Source organism: Mycoplasma sp. 613B (genome assembly GCF_054343485.1).
Genome location: NZ_JBTGVH010000022.1, coordinates 1 through 16,290, shown reverse-complemented (window position 1 = coordinate 16,290; position 16,290 = coordinate 1). Strand labels below are relative to the sequence as shown.

Here is a 16,290-nt window from a genome sequence, read left to right as displayed (position 1 = left end):
AGGTTTTTTTCCTTGAGATAGTAATTCTCCATTAACTTCTTGATATTCAAAAATATCAACTAAAGATCCAACAAATAAGTTTGAATCTCCTGCATCAGTAATTAAAATTTTAGAAAGCATTTGACGAATAATAATTTCTATATATTTATCACTAATGGAAATTCCTTGCATTCTATATAGTCTTTGTACTTCTTTTAATAAATAATTTTGTACTTTACGAGCATCAGTGTAGTTTAGTAACTCTTTTAAAATAATAGGACCTTCTGTAATTTTTTGTCCTGGAGTAATAGAATCACCAACTTGTACTCTTAATTTTCTATTTACAGGGACATGGAATACTTTTTCTAATTCTTCACCATCTTTATTTATATAAGCAACTTTTACTAACTTATCATCTGTTTGATTTCTTTCTTTATCCATTAATTGATCAATAGATTTTACATAACCTTTAACTGGAGAAATTTGTGCTGGTTTTCCTCATGGACGTTCAAAAGCATCGATTAATTCAATCAATCTAGCAAAACCTCCTGTAATATCTTCAACCCCAGCAACCCCTCCTGTATGGAATGTACGCATTGTTAACTGTGTACCAGGTTCACCGATTGATTGAGCAGCAATAATCCCTACAGCTTCTCCGATTGCAACAATTCTATTGGTTGCAAGATCTTTTCCGTAACATTTTTTACATACACCATTTCTAGTGTGACAACTTAAAATAGAACGGATATCTACTTCTTTTATGTTAGCATCAATAATTTTTTGTGCAATTTCAGGAGTAATAAATTTATTATCTTCGATTATGATTTCGCCTGTTTCTGGGTGAATTACAGGTGAATTAGTATATCTTCCTTCAATTCTTTCGTATAAAGAAACAATTGTAGAATTGGTTTTAGTATCGATGATTTCTTTTACTAAAAACCCAAAGTCTGAACCACAATCTTTTTGAGTTACTACAATATTTTGTGCAACATCAACTAAACGACGAGTTAAGTAACCTGATTTAGCTGTGTTAAGAGCAGTATCGGTTCCCCCTTTTCTAGCACCGTGAGTTGAAGAATAAAATTCATAAGAAGTTAATCCTTCAAGGAAAGAACTTTTAACTGGAACTTCAACAGTAGAACGTACCACACGCTCATTTTCAGCATCGGCTTTTAATGTTTTAACGTTATTAGCCATCAATCCACGCATTCCAGCTAATTGAACGAAGTTAGAAATATTTCCCCTTGCTCCTGATTTCATCATCATAAAAATAGGGTTATTTGGTTCTTGTAAAGTTACTGTATTTAAGTCTTTTTGAATTTCATCTTTAATTTTGGTTCATTTTTCAATGGTTAAAATATATCTTTCATCATCGGTTAACATTCCCATTCTAAAGTATTTATTAAGTTTAGCAGTGTGTTCTTCACCTTGTTTAATAAATTCATCTTTTCTTGGAGCTAATTTAATATCTCCAATGGAAATTGAAGTACCTGAAAGCATTGAATATGTGAAACCTAAATCTTTAATTTTATCTAGAATTTCAGCAACTAAATTTGTATATTTAAATCAAATTTTTTCCAATAATTCTGCTTTTTCTTCTTTTTCTAACTCTCTATCAATGTTATTGTTTCTGTATTTAACTCTTTTATATATGTTTTCAAATTCTTCAATTGTAAATTTAGTTAAATTGGAAGCATGTTTGCTAGAAATTATTTCATTTTTGTAATCAATTAATTCTGAATAATATTGAAAAACATCTTTATAATTTTCATAATTTATTTTTTTAACAACAGAAGCTACATCTTCCATTGAAACCACGATATCAAAATTGTCATAAGTTTGTCTTATTATTTTAGCAATATGTTTTTTGTTTAGTGGTTCATTTAATGGTAATGCTTTAATAAATTCAGGAATGTTTCCATGTTTTTTAATAACATATTTTTCTAATTGTTTTTGTTGATCTGCATATAAATTATCTACATTTGTGTCAAAAACAAATGGGAAATTATCTGGAAAAGCATTGTTAAAAATAAATTTACCAACTGTAGAAACTACGTATCCTTGAACTGAAGTTTCTAAAGTTTTTTTAACTTTTTCAAAAGGTAAAGCAACTCTTGCGTGTAATGAAACAACACCAACTTCGTGAGCTCTCATCATTTCATCGTAATCTGCAAAATATCTTCCTTCTCCTTTTCTACCGCTTTCTTCTTGTTCTTCTTTAGTTAAATAGTATAAACCAAGAATCATATCTTGTGAAGGGTTAACAATAGGTTCACCATCTTTAGGTCCAAGAATGTTTTTATTTGCAAACATTAATTCTCTAGATTCTCTAATTGCTTCAGGAGAAATAGGAACGTGAACAGCCATTTGATCACCATCAAAGTCAGCATTGAACCCTGCTGTTACAAGCGGATGCAATTTAATAGCACGCCCTCTAACTAAAATCGGTTCAAAAGCTCTAATTGATAAACGGTGTAATGAAGGAGCACGGTTTAAAAGAACTAATTTTCCTTTAATAACTTCATCAACGTGTGGTCAAATGATTGGATTTAATTCTTCAATCATTTTTCTAGCACTTTTAATTGAAGAAGCTAATTCACGCTCAGTTAATCTTTTGATAATTCATGGTTCAAATAGTTTTGCAACCATTTCCCGTGGAATACCAACTTGGTTCATTTTTAGATTTGGACCAACAACGATAACACTACGCCCTGAATAATCAACCCTTTTTCCAAGTAAATTTTGTCTAAATCTCCCTTTTTTACCTGTTAAAGCGTCAGAAATAGATTTTAATGGTCTTCCATCTTTAGCCGAAACTGGAGAAGGACTTCTTCTTTGATTATCAATTAATGCATCTACAGCTTCTTGAATCATTCTTAATTCATTTTGAATTATCAAGATTGGAGCATCTTTTTCCATTCATCCTTTTAAACGGTTATTTCTAATAATAATACGACGATAAAGTTCGTTAATATCACTAGTTGAGTGTCTTCCACCATCTAATTGAATTAATGGTCTTAAATCAGCAGGAATAACTGGTAAATGTTTAATTAACATAGAAGTTGGTTTTTGTTGAGAGTTAATAAAAGAGTTAATAACTTGTAATCTTTTATACAATTTATCTCTTTCTTGAATTTTTGTTGATGTTTGTTTTTCAGGACTTAATTGCTGAATTTCATCAACTTGTTTTTTAACTTTATCTCTTTCTTCTTCAAGATTAATATTTTTTAATAAGTATTCAATAGCCGCTGAACCGGTAGAAATTTTAGCATCTGAATACTCTTCAATAATTTCATTTAATTCATAAAAATCAATTCCGTATTCTTTACCAATTTTGGAAGATGCAAGTTCAGTTAAATCTTTTAAAGCTTCTGATAATTCTTCATAAGCTTCAGTTCCTTCTTTATAACGGGAACGAATTTCAATTAATGCATCTCTATAAATAACTCCAGCTTCATTTAGTTCGATAATTTGATTTTTTGGTAATGCTTTGATGTCTCCAGATTCCAAAATAATGTGAGCTTTATAGTAAATTAAGGATTCTAATGATGATTTAGAAACTGCTTTATTTGAGTCTTCTGTTTTTATTCCAAGTAATTTAGAAATAATTGAGTGATCAATTCTGAAAAATCAAAAGTGCACAACTGGTGATTGTAACTCAATGTGTCCCATTCTTGATCTTCTAGAAATTTTTGGTAAAATTTCAGATTTTAATGCCTTACATTGATCTGTTGCAGAACAAAGAGTTCCTTCGTTGGATTTTTTATATTTTCTTCCACAAATTGAACATTTATAATCAATAATAGGTCCAAAAATTAACTCATCGAATAACCCTTCTCTTTCTGGTTTATATGTTTTATAATTAATGGTTTCTGGTTTAGTAACTTCACCATGTGATCATTCTAAAACATCTTCAGAAGTAGCAAGAGAAAGTGAAATTTTATCAATAGAATTTTCATCAATTGTTGCGTATTTTCTTGTAATTTTATTTGGTTCCTTCTTAATCATTAATAATCTCCTTCTTCTTCTTCAAAATTATTTTCATGAGTATCAATTTTTTCACTAATTAAATTATAATCATTAATAATTTCTGGTGAAAATTCGTCTTCAATACTAATGTTATTTTCTTCATAACTACTAAAATCTTGTTCAAATTCTTCGTCTTTTAGGTAGTTTTCTTTTTTGTGCACTTCTAATTTGATTCCAAGACCTCTTAATTCATAAGCTAAAACGTTAAATGATTCAGGCATTCCAGGTTTAGGAATTTTTCCTCCTGTTGCTAAAACATTATAAAGAATATTTCTTCCTTGAATGTTATCAGATTTATATGTTAATAATTCTTGTAAAACAGTAGATGCACCAAATGCTTCTAATGCTCAGGTTTCCATTTCTCCAAATCTTTGTCCACCATTTTGAGATTTACCTCCTAATGGTTGTTGAGTAATTAGTGAATATGGTCCAACACTACGAGCATTCATTTTGTCATCGACCATGTGTTGTAGTTTTAACATATACATAACACCAACTGATACTTCGTTGTCAAATGGTATTCCTGTAATTCCATCGTATAGTTTAAATTTACCAGAAGTAGGTAAGTTAGCTTCTTTTAAAACATTTGTTATGTCGTTATTTTTTACTCCGTCAAATACAGGAGAAACAAATTTAACATTAAGTTTTCTAGCAGCCATTCCAAGGTGTAATTCAAGTACTTGACCAATGTTCATACGTGAAGGAACCCCTTGTGGATTTAATAGAATATCGATTGGAGTTCCATCTTCTAAGTATGGCATATCCTCTACTGGTAATACAAGAGAAATAACCCCTTTGTTTCCGTGACGACCAGCCATTTTGTCCCCAACTTTTATTTTTCTTTTTTGAGCAATAAATACTTTAACAATTTTATCAATTCCGTCTTCCAGTGAATCCCCTTGTGCTCTTGAAAGAATTTGCACATCAATAACTGTACCAGCATCTCCGTGTTTTACTTTTAATGATGTATCTTTTTGATTTGAAGATTTATTACCAAAAATTGCATTCATTAATTTTTCTTCAGGAGTTGGATTATCTTCTCCTTTCGGACTGGTTCTACCAACAAGAATATCTCCTGTACTTACTTCAGAACCAACACGAACAATCCCGTTTTCATCTAAATGTCTTTTTGAACGTAAAGAAGCATTTGGAATATCTGTTGTTAGAATATCATCTCCTGCTTTTGATGCTCTAAATTGAATAGTTTGCTCTTCAATGTGAATAGAAGTAAAGACATCATCTTTAACTAATTTTTCACTTATAATAACAGCATCCTCGAAGTTGAATCCATGTCATGTAGAGAAGGCAACTAGCACATTTTTACCAAGAGCTAATTCTCCATTTTTAGTTGAAGGACCATCACAAATTAATTGTCCTGCTTCAACTTTATCCCCTACTTTTACTATTGGTTTTTGATTAATAACAGTTCCTTGATTGGATCTTTCAAAAATTCTTAAATTATAATCGATTATTTCGTTTATTTTGTCACTACTTTTTATTTTAATTTGTTGTGAATCGACAAAAACAACTTCTCCAGCTTTCTTTGCTTTTAAATTGGTTGCAGCATATCTTGCAACATCATATTCAGCACCAGTTCCAACTAGTGGAGTTTCAGATTCAATTAATGGTACTGCTTGTCTTTGCATGTTTGCGCCCATCAATGCACGGTTAGCATCATCGTTTTCTAAAAATGGAATGGTACTTGCAGCAATAGAAGTCATTTGTTTTGAAGCTACATCAATATAATCAACTTCTTCAGGTTTAACAATTAAATATTCGTGATCTTTTCTAACAGTAATTTTATCCCCTAAAATTTTGTTATTTTCATCAACATCAACAGAAGATTGAGCAAATTTAAAACCATATTCTTGCACTGCTGTTAATCAGTAAACTTTATCATAGTTAATGATTCCGTTTTCAACTCCATAATAAGGAGTTTGGATAAATCCGTAATCATCAACTTTCGAATAAGAAGCAAGGTTTAAAATAAGTCCAATGTTTTGTCCTTCAGGTGTTTCAATAGGACAAATTCTTCCGTAATGAGTTGCATGAACGTCACGAACTTCAAATTGAGCTGTATCTCTATTTAAACCTCCAGGTCCAAGAGATGTAACTCTTCTTTTGTTTGCAATTTCAGCAAGTGGATTAATTTGATCCATAAATTGTGATAATTTTGAAGAGTTAAAAAATGTTTTAAATTGGTTATAAATTGGTTTATTATTATGAATACTTTTAGGTGTAATTTTATCCATTTCTTTTGTAGATAGTTTTTCTTTTGCGTGTTTTTCTAGTTTAGTAAGTCCCACAATGAATTGGTTTTGTAATAATTCACCAACTCCAACTATTCTTTTATTAACAAGTGAGTCAGGATCATCTTCTTTTCCTAAATTATCAATTAAATTAAAGTAATATGAAATGGTTGCAATAATATCAGAAATTAATAAATGCATTTCTGTAGAAGTAGGATCGTTTGCAATAACTAAAATAGGATCTTTGCCATTTTCTAAAGATCTTTTGTTTGGTCATACTTTTACCATAATTACTTTTGTTCTTTTTTCTAAAGAAGGATTTATATCAAGTTGTTTTCCATAAACTTGAGAAGTAATATCTGGAATGTCTACTGTTTTTAAGATACCTTTATCAAATTGAGATTGAATTTCTAAAGCAAGTTTTGGAGTAATAAAAGTTTCTTTTTTGTAAAGAATTTCCCCTTTGTCATTTGTTAAATCTTCTGCTAAATAAGTTTCTAAAATTCTTTCAACTAAATTTAACTTTCTATTCAACATGTATCTACCAGTTTTAGATAAATTGTATCTTCTGTCATTAAATAAAGTTAAAGGAATTAAATTGAAAATAGCTTCATCGGTGATTCTATCTCCTTTTCTAATAATTCTATAAATTAACTCTAAATTATCTTTACTGGATTCGATTTTTTCTTTTTTAATTGACTCTTTTAAAACACTTGAATTACCAAATAGTTGTAACATTGTTTCTTTTTTCAAACCTAAACCATTTAAAAAAGTGGTTAAAGGAATGTTTTTATGTTTATCAATTCTAATTTTTACTGTATCAATTGAGTTACCTGTAACTCTGTGGAAAATTTCAATTCAAGATCCAAGTTGTGGAATAATTTCAACTTTGTTAAACAAGTCATCCGCTTGTTTATTACGAACGTTTTTACCAAAATATGCCCCAGCAGATCTAATCAACTGAGCAACAATAACTTTTTCAGAACCATTTATGATAAAAGTACCACCACTTGTCATTAAAGGAACTTCTCCATAAATAATATCTGTACTTTCGTCAATTTCTCCTGTTTCCACAGTATGTTTTCTTAAAGAACCAACTATTTTCCCTGTATAAGATGTTCCTTTTTGTTTTGCTTCTTTAATTGCTTGAAATTCATCTTTTGGAATTTCAACTCTTACTGAACCAGGTATGTATTGAATTTCAATTTTTCCATTTGCAGAAACAATAGGGTAAATTTTATTCAATGATTCATCTAAACCATCTGTTAAAAATCAGTTAAATGATTTTCTTTGTGTTTCAAGAAAATCAGGAGTTTCTAACGTATGTTTAGTTTTTGAATAATCTCTTCTTTCAGTTATTGGTCCAAATTTTCTAATTTTGAATTTTTTTTCCATTTTTCTTCCTTTTTTAATTAATTTTGTGTTATATTTAATAGTAATGATTATGGAATTATATCATAATTTACATTAAACAGAATAAAACAATAACTAGATGATTAAATCTAGTTATTTTTTAAGTTTTTTTTCTATTTTCTTTCTTCATAAACAGAAGCAACTTTTCTGTTTCTTTTTGTTTCGAATTTTACATATCCGTCAATTAGTGAGTATAATGTGTCATCGTTTCCACGGCCAACATTATTTCCAGGGAAGATTTTAGTTCCTCTTTGTCTGAAAATAATTGCTCCTGCAGTTGCGAATTGACCATCACTTAATTTAACACCAAGACGTCTACCTATCGAATCTCTACCGTTTCTAGTAGAACCACCAGCTTTGGTTTTTGCCATTTTAAATTATCCTTTCAATTCTGTTATTTTTACACGAGTATAAGGTTGACGATGACCTAATTTTCTTTTATGAGTTGATTTAGGGTTGTGACGATAAACAACGATTTTTTTAGCTTTTCCTTGTTTTTCAATTACACCTTCAACAACTGCACCTTTAACAAAAGGTGTTCCAACTTTTTTATCAAGAACAAGAACTTCGTTAAAAGAAACTTTGTCTCCTTCGTTTCCATCAATTTTTTCAATAAAAATTGTATCTCCTGATTTAACAATAAGTTGTTTTCCACCAGTTTTGATTATTGCAAACATGCTTCCTCCTCATATGGCTCATCTTTGAGGTTCATTTTATAAATGATTGGACTTTTTAGTCACTACCTTTTTAGAATGGTTACACAAGTAACTATTTAATTATAACACTTTTTAATTAATATATAATAAAAAAATGTATTATATTTTGTATAAGAAAATATGTTTAAGTAAAATCTTTTTACAAATTTAATAGATAATTAAGCAAAATATTATATAATTCAAAAGAGTATTTCTAATATATACTCCTTGATCTTGAAAAAAGATCCTGATGACCGAAAGGAGCCAAAATGGCAAAATACGAAATTATGCTAATTTTAGCACCAACAGAAGATGTTGCATTAGCAGAAAAAATTGCAAAAGAAGTTTTTTCAAATGGTGTTAAAAGTGTAGACAAATTAGAAAGAACTGAGTTAGCTTATCCAATCAATAAATCTAAAACAGGAATTTTTGTTTTAATGAATGTAGAATCAGAAGAAAGCAAAATTGCTGAATTTGTTAGAAAAACAAACATTCAAAAAACAATTTGAAGAAGTCTTGTTGTTAACTTAGACACAGAAAAAGGTTTAAATAGAAAAGTAAAACCTAAAAAACGTAAACTTTCATTCTTTAAAAATCAACAAAACTCAAAAGAAAATTCTAATTCTGAAAATTCAGAACAAAATAAAGAAACAAAAGCTGAAGAAAAAAAAGTTGTTAAAAGAACAAGAGTTACAAAAAAAACTGAAAATAAAGAATAATAAGGGAGTTTGCAATGAATAAAGTTATATTAATAGGAAGAATAGCGAATAATTTAGAATTAAATAAAACTAAATCTAATATTAGTTATTTAAGATTAACAGTTGCTGTATCAAGAAGATATTCAACTAATGATGGCAATGAAATTACTGATTTTATACCTGTTGTAGTTTGAAGAAATAGTGCTGAATTTTTAGCAAGAAATGCATCAAAAGGTTCTAGAATCCTTGTGGAAGGTTCCTTTGCTACAAATAGTTTTGTTAATAATCAAGGACAAAACGTTACTTCAAATGAAGTTTCTGCTGAAAATGTAACTTTATTAGAAAGCAAGCAAGAAAGCGAAAATAGAAGAAAAAATATTAATAATAACCCTTCTGTTTCAGCAACAAATCCTGCAGAACCAACATTTTCAACTGTAAATAATTCAGAATATTCATCAAAAAATAATGTAGAAAAAACTACTTTAAATGATGATGAAGAAGAAACAGATTGAGATGTTGAAAGTTTTTTATAATTAACTAAGGAGAAAAATGATTAATCGTAAAGTAAAAAAACAATTCAAAAAAAGACCTTGTAATTTTTGTTTAGAATCAATGCAATATATTGATTACAAAAACACAGAATTACTTAAAAAATATATTAGTAGTCATGGAAAAATTCATCCTTCAAGATTAACTGGTACATGTTCTAGACATCAAAGATTATTATCTACAGCTATCAAAAGAGCAAGAATTATTGCATTATTACCATTCGTATCTGAAAGAATTAGAAAATAATATAAAAATCTTTAGAGCAATACTCTAAAGATTTTTTAAAGGAGAAATATGTCATTAAAAGCCGGAATAGTTGGATTACCTAACGTAGGAAAATCCACTTTGTTTTCTGCATTAACAAAAGTGCAAGCTGAATCAGCAAATTATGCTTTTACAACTATTGAACCAAATATTTCAATAGTTGAATTAAAAGATAAAAGATTAAACGAAATTGCAAAATTTGTTAATCCTGAAAGAATCTTGCCAACAACCTTTACTTTCGTTGATATAGCAGGGTTAGTATCAGGAGCTTCTAAAGGAGAAGGTCTTGGTAATAAATTTTTATCTAATATAAGAGAAGTAGATGCAATTATTCAAGTTGTTCGTTGCTTTGAAAACAAAGATATTTTACATGTTGCAAATGAAATAAATCCTAAAAACGATGTGGAAGTAATTAATTTAGAATTATTACTTGCTGATATGCAAGTAATTGAAAATGTAATTAAAAGGGTAGAAAAGAAAGCACTCAATAGTAGTGATAAAGATGTAAAGGCGGAATATCAAGTTGCTTTAAAACTCAAAAAAGCATTTGATAATAATATTCCAGCAAGAAACGTTAATTTATCAGAAGAAGAATTAAAAATTGTCAAAGGTTACCAGTTATTAACATTAAAACCTATATTATATGTTGGAAATATCTCTCAAGAAGATATAGAAAATCCTTTGAATAATAAGCATTTTTATAATCTTAAAACTCTTGTTGATTCTTACAATAATTTATTACTTCCTATTTCTATCCAATTAGAATATGAAATTAGTTTATTAAATGACGAAGATAAACAAATATTTCTAGATGAATATAAACTAGAATATTCAGGACTTGAAATTTTAACAAGAGAAGCATTTAAGCTTTTAAATTTAGCAACTTATTTTACAGCAGGTGTTAAAGAAGTTAGGGCTTGAACTTTCACCAAAGGAATGTTTGCACCACAATGTGCAGGAATTATTCATAGCGATTTTGAAAAAAAATTCATAAAAGCAGAAATAATTAGTTATAGTGATTATATTGATAATGGTGGTGAAAAAAACGCTAAAGAACAAGGAAAAATGCGTCTAGAAGGAAAAAATTACGAAATGCAAGATGGCGATATTTGTTTATTTAAATTTGGAAAATAAAAAATGAGATACTTAAATCTCATTTTTTTATTATTGTAAATAAAGTGTAGTATTATTAATCAATGAAATTAGATAATATAGAGAATAAACATCAACTAATATATCATTATAAACTTTATTTAAAATTTTAACTTTATCAGATGATTTTGGAAAATCTAGTTCCATAAAACCAAAACTACAATTATAAGTATAATAAATTCTAGATCCTGATGATAATAAATGTAATCCTGTAATTTGAACACCGTTTTTATCATGATATCTCTTTAGTGATAGTTCCATTGCAAGAGGTGTATACATTTGTCTTATTTTTAATTCGTTATTTGAACGTGGAGAAAATGTTTTAACAAAATCTTTATTTTCTAATTTCTCTATGTTTTTTTTACTAAAAAAAGATGATCTAAATAATTCAAAGGCAAAACCTTTATCACCAAGCACTGTTGTATCGATTTGCATAATACCGTTATCTACGTATGTAACTCTATCGTTATCCCCTTTTTTCTTAGCATAATCAATACATTTTCATTTTAAGTTTAAAAAAACAACAGGATATTTTTGATTAATTAAAACTCTTTTAATTGATGTTTTGCTTTCTAAAACAACTTTATCATAGCTTCTTGCTAAATCACTTTGAACTTCTTCAATGTGTCTTTTATCTAAACTAAAATTATTACTTTCGTCAATTTCTTTATTTATTTTATAATCATAGGTTTCATCTAAAACTTTAATGCTTTCTTTATAAATAGAAGGAACATTGAGGTTTTTTTGAATTTCAAGTTGAAGCATCAAAATTAAATTTTTCTTTTTCTTCATAAATATTGAAGCTACCAAAGAACTTATTAAACCTAAAACAAAGAAAACTAATGCAGCTACTGTTAAAGAAACATTTTTTTGAAGTAATCAAATAACAACAAATAAAATAGATAATCCAAGTAAAACTAGTGTTGTGATTATAAAAATAGAAAAAATTAAATGTGCTTTTTTTATTTTTTCTTGTAAATCTTTTGTCTTATCAAAAGTTTCATCTATTGTATTTTTAATAAATGGATAAATTGTTTCTTTTGAAATATGTTGAAACTCTGAAAATGTTTTATAATTGTCTATTGTTTTCATCTAATTTTATAAATCTTTCATAGAAACATCTTGTCTTTGTTGTGCGCTTGCTTGGAATAATGGATAAGTTTCTAAGTGTAATGAACTTGATATAACTGTTGCTGGGAAAACCAAAATAGAAGTGTTAAATGTGTTAACTTTACTATTATATAGTCTTCTTGCTGCAGCTATTTCTCTTTCTAAATAACTTGTTTGTTCCATTAATTCACCATAAAGTGCTGATGTTTTTAAATCTGGATAGTTTTCTGAAACAGCAATCAATCTACCTAAAACTGAATTAGTTAAACCTTCTACTTGAGAAGCATTATCAATACTTTTAGTCATATTTCTTAATTTAGTTACATCAGTAAGAATAGATTGTTCAAAATTTTTGTGTGATTTAACTTGATCTACTAATTTTATTAATGTATCACTACGTTTAGCTAATTGAGTTTCGATTGTACCAGCTGCCTCATTGATTTCATTTTGTTGTCTTAAAAATCCATTTCTTTTAACTAAGAAATAAATTGGTGCAAAAAATAGAAGTAATGTTCCAAAAACTCAGAAAAATACTTTTGCCGCTACTGAACAAACAGGTTTTTTTGCACTATTATCAACTGTAGGTTCAAATCCTTTTGGTTCATTGTTATTATTTGGATTAAATAAATTTGCCATAATTTTCCTTTCTTTTTTTTATATTTATATTATTAAATTATGTTTAACTTTATATAAATTAAATCAGTAGTAAAATTTGTTTTGATATTCAACTAAGATGATTTTTTATGAACAAATAATCCTACTAATAAAATTATATCAATTAAATAGATTTTATTTTACATTAAAATTTCATCCATTTTTTGAATTAATAAATTTAAATTTTTCTTTTTTGTTGAAGAAACAAAAAAACATTCATATTTATTTAGTAATTCGATTTCTTTTTTGACTTTATATAATTGTGACTGGTTTAATTTGTCTATTTTAGTTGCAACTAAAATAATTTTTTTATTTAAAAATTCTAAAAATTCTAACATACTTTTGTCATTATCAGTTAATCCAATTCTAGAATCAAAAAGTAAAAAAGTAGTATCTAAATTTTCCCTAAAAGTAAAATATTCTTCAATCATATTGAACATTTTTTCAGAAAGAGATTTTGACATTTTAGCATATCCATAACCAGGTAAATCCACGATTATTTTTTGGTTGTTGTTTTCAAAAAAATTAATTAATTGTGTTCTACCGGGAGTATTTGAAGTTTTTGCTATTTTTGTGTTTGCAAGAGCGTTTATTAAAGAAGATTTACCAACATTAGATCTACCTATAAAACAAATTTCTTTTCCTTTATGAAAATATCAATTTTCTTTTTTTGAAGAAGATACTATAAATTTTCACATCTAAAATCCTTTATCATAAATTTTTTTATGTCTTTCTAATGTTGAACTTATTTCTCGGTTTTTTTCATCTGGAAAAAATAAAATTGTTTCTAATTCGCTGTAAATTTCTTTATTTCCATATGCAAGTTCTAATTCATAACTAAAGTCTATATCATTTCTTGCTGCTCTTATTAAAAATTTAACATCTAGTTTTTTTGCAAATTCTGCAGTCAACTCTTTATCGTTAATCAATATTTCTACATTTTTAAGTTTATCTATTTTTTGCTGAACTATTGATTTTTTTTCTTGAAATGAACTTATTTGCTTTTTATCTGGATTTCTAGTTATTACAACATATATAAAATCAAATACTTTTAAAGCTTTTTGTAAAATATTTAAATGCCCTTCGTGAAAAGGATCAAAACTACCTGCAAATATTGCTTTATTCATATAATTTTAATGCGTCTTGTGCAATAAGTAATTCTTCATTAGTTCTTATTACATAAACAGGAATGTCGGATTTAGAAGAAGAAATTAATGTATAATCTTTAATTTCTGAAGGTGAAACATTATTTTTATCTTTATCCAGTTCAATATTTAAATTTGGTAAGGTTAATTTTTCAATAACTAATTCTCTAATAAAACTAGAATTTTCACCAATTCCTGCTGTAAAAACTAATGCATCTATTTTTTTACCAACTTTATTAATGTAGTTAACTAAATAATCTACAATTTTTTGAATATATAAATTTAAAGTAAAAATTACATTTTGATCATTTTCTTTGTATCTTTGAACCAAATCTCTCATATCAGATGAAATACCAGAAACACCTAATAATCCAGATTGTTTATTTAATAAATTGGTAAATTCTTTTAAAGAAATATTAGCAGCTTCGGTTGCATATTCATGAATCGCCGGATCTATATCTCCACTTCTTGTTCCCATCATTATGCCCGCTAATGGAGTAAATCCCATAGATGTATCAAATGATTTAGAATCTTTAATAGCACATAAAGATGCTCCATTTCCTATATGTAAATTAACAAAATTTATTTTTTCTTTATTTAAAATTTTTTCTAATTTTAATGTAATAAATTTATGACTAATTCCATGCATTCCATATTTTTTAATGCCGTATTTTTCTGCAAATTCTTTATTAATCCCGTATTTTGAATTAATATCAGGAATAGAAGTATGGAAGGCTGTGTCAAAACTAGCACTCATTTTAGCATTAGGTAAAACTTCTTGCATAGCTTTAATTGCTTGGATTGCTCCAGGATTATGTAATGGAGCAAATTTTGAACATTCATCTATTAATTCAATTGCTTCTTTTGTTAATTTTGTAGAATCTTTAAAATATTCACCACCATGAACTACTCTAAATCCGATTAACTCAATTTCATCTAAAGAATTAATAATTTTATTTTCTTGTCATAAATCAAGTGTTTTATTTGCTGCTTCTTTATGATTTTGCATTTCAACTTCTTTTTTAATATCATTATCACCAAATGACATTTTAATAAAAGAATTAGCTATCCCAACTCTTTCTGCGATTCCTGAAGCTATAACTTTAAAATCTTCTTTATTAAATAATGATCATTTCATTGATGAAGAACCAGCATTTATTACTAATATTTTTTTATTCATATTATTTTTCCTCTTTAAAAGTCTGTAATGTTGTAATTAAAACTGTGTTATAAACGTCTTCTACAGTTGATCCTCTAGATAAATCATTTACAGGTTCTGCAATACCTGTAATAACTGGACCAATTGCTCCATAATTTCCAAGTCTTTGTGCTATTTTATATCCTATATTTCCTGCATCTAAATTAGGGAATATAAACACATTAGTTTGTCCGTCATATGACTCTTTTTTATATTTAGCTTTTCTTACGTTTTCGCTAATAGCGGCATCGAATTGAATTTCACCAATAGCTTTAACATCACTACTTAATTCATTAAATTTAATAGTTGCTTCTGAGCTTAATTTAGATTCATCACTAACAGCTGAACCATCTGTTGAAAAAGAAAGGAAAGCAATTTTTGGTTCTATTCCTAAATTTTTTGCAAATTCTTTTGCATTTAAACCAATTTCAGCCAACTGATCTGAATTTGGTTTTATATTTACAGATATATCTGAAAAAATAAATTTTTCATTTTCCTTATGCATTATCATAGCAGATGAAATAGTTTTTATTCCTTTTTTAGGACCAATCACTTTAAAACCAGCTCTTAAAATATTGGCTGTTGTGTAATTTAAACCACCAACTACACCATCTACTTCTTTGTTTTTTAACATCATCATTCCATAAAAAGGATTGCTTTCTAAACTTTTTTGAGCAGATTCCATTGTTTCTTTTCCATTTCTTGCTTCAAAAAATAATTTTGCGTATTTTTCCTTTTTAGAAGAACTAATTACTTCTTGTTGAATTTTAGAAGAAACATTTTTATTTTCTTTATTTACAAGTAAAATAACATTTACTAAATCAGTATTAACTAATTTTTCCGCCGCATCAATAGATCTTTGATCTTCTCCATCTATTAGTAAAATGGTTTTTTTTGATTTTAATTCTTTGTTTTTTATATCAATTTTATTTTCTAATTCTTTTTGAAAAAACATTTTTTCTCCTTATTTATTTAATAATAAAAATTATAATACTTTTTTAAAAAACTATTTCTTTATTATTGAAAATAAATTCAATAAAAGAATTATTTTCGTTTTTTTATAGAAATTAATAAAAAATAAAGAAAGTTATTTTATTTTTTGTAATTACAGATATAAAATGTCACTTTTTATAAATATGTGTTAATTTAATGATA

14 protein-coding genes are annotated in these 16,290 nt (G+C 27.3%); 4 read left to right on the top strand and 10 right to left on the bottom strand.

All coding sequences use genetic code 4. The annotated features are described in order from the left end of the window. The 4 genes from ACXX87_RS03545 to rplU all read right to left on the bottom strand — a co-directional run. Positions 1 to 3,987: DNA-directed RNA polymerase subunit beta' (locus tag ACXX87_RS03545; RefSeq protein WP_458573284.1), on the bottom strand; the 3,987-nt coding region annotated here is incomplete at its 3' end. Continuing rightward, entirely contained in the window at positions 3,987 to 7,652 is a 3,666-nt protein-coding gene (rpoB, locus tag ACXX87_RS03540) for a DNA-directed RNA polymerase subunit beta (protein WP_436359101.1), read from the bottom strand. The genes rpoB and ACXX87_RS03545, both read right to left, overlap by 1 nt. A 131-nt stretch (positions 7,653 to 7,783) precedes the next feature. Beyond that, positions 7,784 to 8,041 (bottom strand): 50S ribosomal protein L27, encoded by a 258-nt coding sequence (gene rpmA / locus ACXX87_RS03535; RefSeq protein WP_436359100.1) that lies wholly within the window; start codon positions 8,039 to 8,041, stop codon positions 7,784 to 7,786. Between the two features lie 6 nt (positions 8,042 to 8,047). Further along, on the bottom strand, positions 8,048 to 8,347 hold the full coding sequence (rplU, locus tag ACXX87_RS03530; RefSeq protein WP_436359099.1) for a 50S ribosomal protein L21: 300 nt from the start codon (positions 8,345 to 8,347) through the stop codon (positions 8,048 to 8,050). Positions 8,348 to 8,634: 287 nt separating this feature from the next. Here rplU and rpsF point away from each other — a divergent pair, with 287 nt between their 5' ends. Genes rpsF through ychF form a run of 4 tightly spaced genes read left to right on the top strand, consistent with a single transcriptional unit; the run spans position 8,635 to position 11,010 of the window. Beyond that, a complete protein-coding gene (gene rpsF, locus ACXX87_RS03525; RefSeq protein ID WP_436359098.1) occupies positions 8,635 to 9,084 on the top strand; it encodes a 30S ribosomal protein S6 in 450 nt (149 codons plus the stop codon). Between the two features lie 14 nt (positions 9,085 to 9,098). Next, positions 9,099 to 9,596, top strand: a complete 498-nt coding sequence (locus ACXX87_RS03520) for a single-stranded DNA-binding protein (protein ID WP_436359097.1) — start codon at positions 9,099 to 9,101, stop codon at positions 9,594 to 9,596. A 16-nt stretch (positions 9,597 to 9,612) separates the two neighbouring features. Continuing rightward, positions 9,613 to 9,858, top strand: coding sequence for a 30S ribosomal protein S18 (gene rpsR, locus ACXX87_RS03515; RefSeq protein ID WP_436359096.1), 246 nt, complete (start codon positions 9,613 to 9,615; stop codon positions 9,856 to 9,858). A gap of 48 nt (positions 9,859 to 9,906) precedes the next feature. Further along, positions 9,907 to 11,010, top strand: a complete 1,104-nt coding sequence (gene ychF, locus ACXX87_RS03510; protein ID WP_436359095.1) for a redox-regulated ATPase YchF — start codon at positions 9,907 to 9,909, stop codon at positions 11,008 to 11,010. 30 nt (positions 11,011 to 11,040) lie between these two features. On the opposite strand, the gene ACXX87_RS03505 is transcribed toward ychF, so the two are convergent. The 6 genes from ACXX87_RS03505 to ACXX87_RS03480 all read right to left on the bottom strand — a co-directional run bounded on the left by ACXX87_RS03505 (position 11,041) and on the right by ACXX87_RS03480 (position 16,090). Further along, positions 11,041 to 12,120, bottom strand: a complete 1,080-nt coding sequence (locus tag ACXX87_RS03505) for a hypothetical protein (protein ID WP_436359094.1) — start codon at positions 12,118 to 12,120, stop codon at positions 11,041 to 11,043. A 6-nt stretch (positions 12,121 to 12,126) separates the two neighbouring features. Then, positions 12,127 to 12,774, bottom strand: coding sequence for a LemA family protein (locus tag ACXX87_RS03500; protein ID WP_436359093.1), 648 nt, complete (start codon positions 12,772 to 12,774; stop codon positions 12,127 to 12,129). Between the two features lie 158 nt (positions 12,775 to 12,932). Further along, positions 12,933 to 13,490, bottom strand: coding sequence for a ribosome biogenesis GTP-binding protein YihA/YsxC (yihA, locus tag ACXX87_RS03495; protein WP_458573283.1), 558 nt, complete (start codon positions 13,488 to 13,490; stop codon positions 12,933 to 12,935). Continuing rightward, the gene (gene coaD, locus ACXX87_RS03490) at positions 13,491 to 13,919 is read right to left on the bottom strand and encodes a pantetheine-phosphate adenylyltransferase (protein ID WP_436359091.1); all 429 of its coding nucleotides are present in this window, start codon (positions 13,917 to 13,919) and stop codon (positions 13,491 to 13,493) included. After that, positions 13,912 to 15,117, bottom strand: coding sequence for an acetate/propionate family kinase (locus tag ACXX87_RS03485; RefSeq protein ID WP_436359090.1), 1,206 nt, complete (start codon positions 15,115 to 15,117; stop codon positions 13,912 to 13,914). The genes coaD and ACXX87_RS03485 overlap by 8 nt, the downstream gene beginning before the upstream one ends. Position 15,118: 1 nt before the next feature. Next, entirely contained in the window at positions 15,119 to 16,090 is a 972-nt protein-coding gene (locus ACXX87_RS03480; RefSeq protein ID WP_458573282.1) for a phosphate acetyltransferase, read from the bottom strand. Positions 16,091 to 16,290: the final 200 nt, after the last annotated feature.